At 63.4% G+C, this 7,005-nt stretch carries 6 protein-coding genes; all 6 read right to left on the reverse strand.

Annotation, left to right across the window (positions count from 1 at the left end; genetic code table 11):
* Positions 1-172: 172 nt before the first annotated feature.
* A complete protein-coding gene (gene ftsA / locus EN925_RS16655) occupies positions 173-1,480 on the reverse strand; it encodes a cell division protein FtsA (protein WP_013530962.1) in 1,308 nt (435 codons plus the stop codon).
* Positions 1,477-2,418: a cell division protein FtsQ/DivIB gene (locus tag EN925_RS16660; protein WP_127369545.1), complete on the reverse strand. Its 942-nt coding sequence runs from the start codon at positions 2,416-2,418 to the stop codon at positions 1,477-1,479. Before EN925_RS16660 ends, ftsA begins: the two co-directional genes overlap by 4 nt.
* The gene (locus EN925_RS16665) at positions 2,406-3,332 is read right to left on the reverse strand and encodes a D-alanine--D-alanine ligase (RefSeq protein WP_127369544.1); all 927 of its coding nucleotides are present in this window, start codon (positions 3,330-3,332) and stop codon (positions 2,406-2,408) included. The genes EN925_RS16660 and EN925_RS16665 overlap by 13 nt, the downstream gene beginning before the upstream one ends.
* Before the next feature lie 389 nt (positions 3,333-3,721).
* Positions 3,722-4,687 (reverse strand): UDP-N-acetylmuramate dehydrogenase, encoded by a 966-nt coding sequence (gene murB / locus EN925_RS16670; protein WP_013530959.1) that lies wholly within the window; start codon positions 4,685-4,687, stop codon positions 3,722-3,724.
* A complete protein-coding gene (murC, locus tag EN925_RS16675) occupies positions 4,684-6,090 on the reverse strand; it encodes a UDP-N-acetylmuramate--L-alanine ligase (RefSeq protein ID WP_013530958.1) in 1,407 nt (468 codons plus the stop codon). Before murC ends, murB begins: the two co-directional genes overlap by 4 nt.
* Positions 6,087-7,005 (reverse strand): UDP-N-acetylglucosamine--N-acetylmuramyl-(pentapeptide) pyrophosphoryl-undecaprenol N-acetylglucosamine transferase (locus EN925_RS16680; protein ID WP_164894240.1); only part of this gene is annotated, 919 nt, incomplete at its 5' end. The genes murC and EN925_RS16680, both read right to left, overlap by 4 nt.

Consider the following 7,005-nt stretch of genomic DNA (forward strand, 5'->3'; position numbering starts at 1 on the left):
GTGATCATGTTGTTGACGGCATTGCCGCCGCCGCCGCCGACACCGAACACGGTGATGCGCGGCTTAAGCTCGGTGATGTCCGGCTTTTGCAGATTGATGGTCATTGTCTCCGTCCTTTGCCTTTCACGCCGCTTCGCCGCCGCGGCCGCCTATGGGGCTGTCCCCGTCAATTTTAGAAACTGTCTCTCAACCACTGACTCATGCGATGCAGTTTTCCGCCCGTTCCGGTCATTTTGAGACCGGAAATTCCTTTCGCCGGATGGCTCTCGAAGCTCGCCATCTGCGGGTAGATCAGAAGCCCCACCGCGGCCGAGAAGGCCGGCCCCTTCGCCGCTTCCGGCAGGCCGGCCACGCCGAGCGGGCGGCCGATGCGCACATTTCGTCCCAGGATGCGGCGCGCCGCCTCCGGCAGGCCGGCAAGCTGGCTGGCGCCGCCGGTAAGAACCACACGCTTGCCCACTGCATTGCCATAGCCGGACTTGTTCAGCCGGTCGCGCAGCAGTTCGAGCGTCTCGTCGATGCGGGCGCGCACGATACGCGTCATCACCGAGCGCGGGATCTGCAAGGGCACGTCGCCATCGTCGCCGATCGGCTGGATCGAGACCAGGTCGCGATCGTCGGCGCTGCCGGGCAGCGCCGAACCATGCATCACCTTCAGCCGTTCGGCGGCATCAAGCGAGGTCGACAACCCCTTGGCCATGTCCAGCGTGACATGGTTGCCGCCGATGGCGATGGCGTCGCCATGGACGAACTTGCCTTCCGAAAACACCGAGATCGTCGTCGTGCCGCCGCCCATGTCGATGCAGGCCGCACCCATTTCCAGCTCGTCGTCGACCAGCGCCGCCAGCCCGCTGGCATAGGGCGTCGCCACCATGCGCTCGACCGACAGATGCGAACGGTTGATGGACAGCTCCAGATTGCGCATCGGCGCGGCGTCGCCGGTCAGCACATGCATGTCGACGCCGAGTGCGTCGCCGACCATGCCGCGCGGATCGCGCACGCCGCGTTCGGCATCCAGCGAGAAGCCGACGGGAAGCGAATGGATCACTTCGCGCTCGGCCTTCAGCGCCTGCTTGGCGCCAGCACCGAGAACGCGCTTGATGTCGGCCTCGTCGGCCTCGTGGCCGCCAAGATTGATGGTGGCGGAGAAGGCTTCGCTCTTCAGCCGGCCGGCCGTCATGTTGACGATCAGCGAATCGACCGTCAGCCCGGCCATGCGCTCGGCTGCGTCGACGGAAAGGCGGATGGCATGCTCCGCCCTGTCGAGATCGACCACGACACCCGACTTCACGCCTTGCGACTTCTGATGGCCGATGCCGATCACCTGGATCCGGTGCGAACGGCCGCGCAGCAGCTTGCCGTCATCGCACGGCTTGAGCTTGGCCACCATGCAGCAGACCTTGCTCGAACCGACATCCAGCACCGTCAGGGTGCCAGACCGGCGCGACGCGGCATCGCCAGGACTGCCAAGCCAGCTCATATCTTCGTCTCCGGCTTGCGCTTCAGGCTCTTGGGTTTCTCGTTGAGGGCGGCTTCGCGCTGCGTCGCCGCTTCCGCCGTCAACTGGACGACCAGCCGGTCCGTCAGGCGCATGTCGACGGCGGCGATGTCGCGCGACAGCAAACCGTTGTCATGATCCATCTTCACGAGTTCGGCGAGGGCCTGATCCTCGTCGTCCTCGGGAAGCTTGATGGTGATGCCATTGTCCAGCTTCAGGTCCCAGCGCCGTTCGCCGACACGGATATAACCTTTGATCCGGTTCGCGAGCTCGGGATATTTTTCGACCTTGGCCAGGAAATCGGGCGCGCTCGCCGGCGCGCCGGTGCCGATCAGCAGAGGCAGAAGCACCTGCTTGCCGCCCGAGAACGGCGCGATCATGGCGCCATTCCTCTCGATGACCGAAAGCTCGTCACCCTGCTGCCAGAGCGCGAAAGCCTCACGCTCCTCGACACGCACTTCCAGCGTATGCGGATAGACCTTGCGCACCGCCGCGACCTCGATCCACGGCAAGGTCGCAATTCGTTCCCGCGCGGCCTCGGCATTAAAGCCGATCAGCGACGTCCAGCCGTCGAGTTCAAGCCTGTCGAGTATATCGATTTCCGAGGTCTGGCGATTGCCCACCACCTTGACCTGATCGACGGCAAATCCGGTACGGGCGGTGATGCTCTGCACGATACCGTCGATATGACCGCCGAGATAGGCGCCATAGGCACTGCTCGAGAAAATCAGCACGGCCGACATCATGGCCGCGGAAAAGCGCGGCGCCTGGAATTCCCCGACACCGAGGCGCGCCATAATGCGCACCGGGCGGCGCAGCATCCGCGGCAGCACGAAATGGTCCAACGGCAACGACAGGCCGAACAGCGCCGGACCGGCCGCGCCCCTCTCCCTACCCTGTCCCCATTTCAACGCAGACACGAAGCGTCCTCCACCATCCAACTCAACAAATCGCCAAACGAGTGCCCGGCCTGGGCGGCGATTTCAGGCACCAAGGACGTCGGCGTCATACCCGGCTGGGTGTTGACCTCGAGCCAGACAATCTCGCCGTTTTCGGAATGCCGATCGTCATAACGGAAGTCCGACCGGGAAACGCCCCGACAGCCGATCGCTTGGTGAGCCTTGAGCGCCAGTGTTTGTATTTTTTGGTAAATATTCGGTGAAACTTTTGCGGGGCATTCGTGCTTTGATCCCCCGGCGACATATTTTGAATCATAGTCGTAGAAGGAATGGCCGGTCGGGATGATCTCGCAGACCCCCAGCGCCACATCGCCCATCACCGCGCAGGTCAGCTCCCTGCCGTGAATGTAGCGCTCGACCATGACGGCATCGCCATATTTCCATTCCGACGAGCCAAGAACCTGCGGCGGATGCGACTGGCCTTCATGCACGATGACGACGCCGAAGCTTGAGCCCTCATTGACCGGCTTGACCACATAGGGCGGCTTCATCGGATGCTTGTTCTGGATGGCGAAGCGGCTGGCGACCTTCGATTCGGCGACCACGATGCCGACCGACTTGGCAACCCGTTTGGCCTGCTCCTTGTTCATGGCCAGAGCCGAGGCGAGCACGCCGGAATGGGTGTAGGGAATGCCGAGATATTCGAGGATGCCTTGGATGGTGCCATCCTCGCCGAAAGGGCCGTGCAGCGCATTGAAGGCGACATCGGGCTTGAGCTCGGCAAGCACGGAGCCGACATCGCGCCGGACATCGACGCGGGTGACCTGGTAACCTTCCTTCTCAAGCTCATCGGCGCAAGCCTTTCCGGAGGACAGGGACACGGGCCGCTCGGACGAAAAACCACCCAGCAGGACGGCCACATGCTTGTTTTTCATTCCCCGGCATCCCCTCTCTCACGGCGGACCAAAACCAGATTTTCCGCAACATTGAGTCAGAGTCTCCCGGCAGGTTGCCCCCCAGACGGAAAACGCTGAAAACGCGTCGAACGACTCAAATCAGGAAACGCTTTCGAGCAGAGAATCAGAGAGTTGATTCACTGGCAAGTGCTTACGATTCCGAGAGATTCACTTTCTGAGAAAATGGATGCGAAAAGCGTGTCGTTGAGTCTTTGCGGCAACGGTCGCGGACCGTTTTTCGCCTCGTTGAAGTTCACGCATCACATGAACTTCAACGAGGCGCTAGGTGTGTCGAGATTCAGGTCAGGCCGAGTCGAAAACGATGGCTTTCGAGAACCGGAGCGGAGCATCACCTGAATATCAGCACCTTAAAGGAGCTGCCCGAGAAACTCCTGAACGGCATGCCCTGGCCGGAAATTGCCGATGCGCTTGATTTCCCATTGCAGCCGGATACCGGAATTCTCCAGCACCCGCGTGCGCACCGTCTCGCCGAGATATTCAAGGTCGTAGCCGGTCGCGGTTCCGGTGTTGATCATGAAGTTGCAATGCATCGGCGACATCTGCGCGCCGCCGATCATCAGGCCGCGGCAGCCCGCTTTGTCGATCTCCTTCCAGGCCGATGTGCCGTCGGGATTCTTGAAGGTCGAGCCGCCGGTCTTCTCGCGGATCGGCTGCACGGTCTCACGATGGTTCTGCACGGCCTCCATCGCAGCCTTGATGGTCGCCCTGTCCTCGGCAAAGCCTTCGAACACGGCGGAGGTGAAGATCAGCCCGGAAGGAGCCGCCGAATGGCGATAGGCGTATCCCATATCGGCATTGCTCAGCGTCTGCACATTGCCCTTGCGATCGAGTGCTCGCACTTCGATGACGCGCTCGCGCGTCTCGACGCCATTGGCGCCGGCATTCATTCGCAGCGCACCGCCGATTGCACCCGGAATGCCGTGGTAGAAATGAAAGCCGCCAATGCCGGCCTCGAGCGCCACCGCTGCGACGCGCTTGTCGGGGGTAGCAGCTCCCGCCTTGATCCTGATTGGCGAAATCACCTCGGCATCGCCGAAGCCCTTGGCCGAAAGCCGAATGACAAAGCCCTCGATGCCGCCATCGCGGACCAGAAGGTTGGAGCCGACGCCGACGACCGTCAGCGGTATCTCTTCGGGAACGGCTTTCAGGAACGCGGCAAGGTCCTCCTCATCGGCCGGCTGGAACAACGCTTCAGCCAGCCCCCCGGCACGGAACCAGGTGATCTTGTCCATCTCGGCGTTCGGCGTCAGGCGGCCACGCAGGCCGGCAAGCCGGTCGCCAAGTCTGTCGATCAGGGCCTGGCCGTGCATCATGAGACGGTCCCGCCAAGCTCCTTGGGCAACGCATAGGCCCATTGGGTGATGTTGCCGGCTCCAAGGAAGACGACGAAATCGCCCGGCTTGGCCAGGTCACGGACGATGGGCGCAATCGCCGCCGGGCCCTCGATGTAGCGCGCGTCGCGATGACCGCCGGCGCGGATGCGCGACACCAGCGCGTCCGAGCTGACGCCGTCGATCGGCTCTTCGCCGGCCGCGTAGACCGGCGCCACCATTACTGTGTCGGCGTCGTTGAAGCAGGTGGAAAACTCGTTGAACAGATCATGCAGCCGGGTGAAGCGATGCGGCTGGGCAATGGCGATGACACGACCCTGGGTGGCGCTGCGCGCCGCCTTCAGCACCGCCGAGATCTCGACCGGATGGTGGCCGTAATCGTCGAATATTTCGACGCCGTCCCACGAACCGGTATGGGTGAAGCGGCGCTTGACGCCGGCGAAGGACGACAGGCCCTTCTTGATCGCCTCGGCCGACAGGCCGAGTTCGTGCGCGACCGCGATTGCTGCCGTCGCGTTGGAGACGTTGTGACGGCCGGGCATCGGCAGGCGCAGGCCTGCTATGACAGTCTGGCCGCCGGTCTTGCGGTCGCGGATCACCACGTCGAATTCCGAAATGGCACCTGACATGCGGTGATTGGTAAAGCGCACGTCGGCCTGCGCATTCTCGCCATAGGTGATGACCCGGCGGTCCTCGATGCGGCTGACCAGCGCCTGCACTTCGGGGTGATCGGTGCACATCACGCCAAAACCGTAGAACGGAACGTTCTCGACAAACTGGCGGAACGCCTCGCGCACCTTGTCGAAGCTGCCATAGTGGTCAAGATGCTCGGGGTCGATGTTGGTGACGACCGCGATCTCGGCCGGCAGTTTCAGGAAGGTGCCGTCGCTCTCGTCGGCCTCGACCACCATCCATTCGCCGTCGCCCATGCGGGCGTTGGTGCCGTAGGCATTGATGATGCCGCCATTGATCACGGTCGGATCGAGCCCGCCCGCATCGAGCAAGGTCGCCACCATCGAGGTCGTCGTCGTCTTGCCATGCGTGCCGCCGATCGCCACCGCCTGGCGAAAGCGCATCAGTTCGGCCAGCATCTCGGCCCGGCGCACGATCGGCAGCAGCTTTTCGCGCGCGGCCTTCAGCTCAGGGTTGGATTTCTTGATCGCCGTCGAGACGACCACCACCTCGGCATCGCCGAGATTCTCGGCCCTATGGCCGACGAAGCATTCAATGCCCTTGTCGCGCAGCCGCTGCACATTGGCGCTTTCGGCCTGGTCGGACCCTTGCACCTTGTAGCCGAGATTGTGCAGCACTTCGGCAATGCCGCTCATGCCGATGCCGCCAATGCCGATGAAATGCACAAGGCCGATGGTCTGCGGCATCTTCATGCTTGCGTCCCCTTCCTGAAATCCGAAACGGTTTTTTTGGACGCAATAGCCTCTGTAAGATCGGCGAGCAACCGTGCCGCGTCCGGCCTGCCGGCCGATTTCGCACCCGCCGCCATCGCCGTCAGCCGATCGGGGTCGTCCATCAGCCCGCCGACAAGCGCTGCGATGCGTTCGGACGAGAGCGAGGATTGCGGATGCACTTCGCCGCCGCCGGCAGCGGCAAGGGCCGCCGCGTTCGCCGCCTGATCGTGATCGAGCGCATGGGGGTAAGGCACCAGCAGCGCCGGCCGGCCGATGACGGCGATCTCCGAGACGGTCGAGGCGCCGGAACGCGAGATCACCAGATGAGCGGCCGCCATGCGTGCCGCCATATCGGTGAAGAAGGGCGAGACCTCGACGGCGACGCCAAGGGTGGCATAGGCCGCCTTGACCCGCGCCACGTCATCGGCGCGCGCTTGTTGGGTAATGACCAGCCGTTTGCGCTGGGCGTCGGAAAGCAGCGCAATGGCTCCCGGCACGGCATCGGAAAAGAATTGGGCGCCCTGGCTGCCGCCAAAAACCAGCAGGCGGAACGGTTGATCCCCGGCAGATGCCGCATAGGCAGTCTTGGCCGCTTCCAGCACCGCAGGCCGGACCGGATTGCCTGTCGTCACCGTCTTGACCCCGGCTGCACTGCTGTCCTGCGGCAGGAAGCCGCCGGCGATCGCGTCGACACGGCCGGCCAGCGCCCGGTTGGCGCGCCCCATCACCGCGTTCTGCTCATGGATCAGGGTCGGTACCTTGCGCCGTGTCGCCGCGTAGAGCGGCGGCAAGGTCGGATAGCCGCCGAAGCCGACGACGGCATCCGGCTTGATCCTGGCGATGACGGCAGAAGCCTGGCGCACGCCGCGCCAGATTTTCCAGAAGGCACCAAGC

Origin of the sequence: Mesorhizobium sp. M7A.F.Ca.US.006.04.2.1 (genome assembly GCF_004022915.1) — a bacterium.
Lineage (GTDB): Bacteria > Pseudomonadota > Alphaproteobacteria > Rhizobiales > Rhizobiaceae > Mesorhizobium > Mesorhizobium ciceri.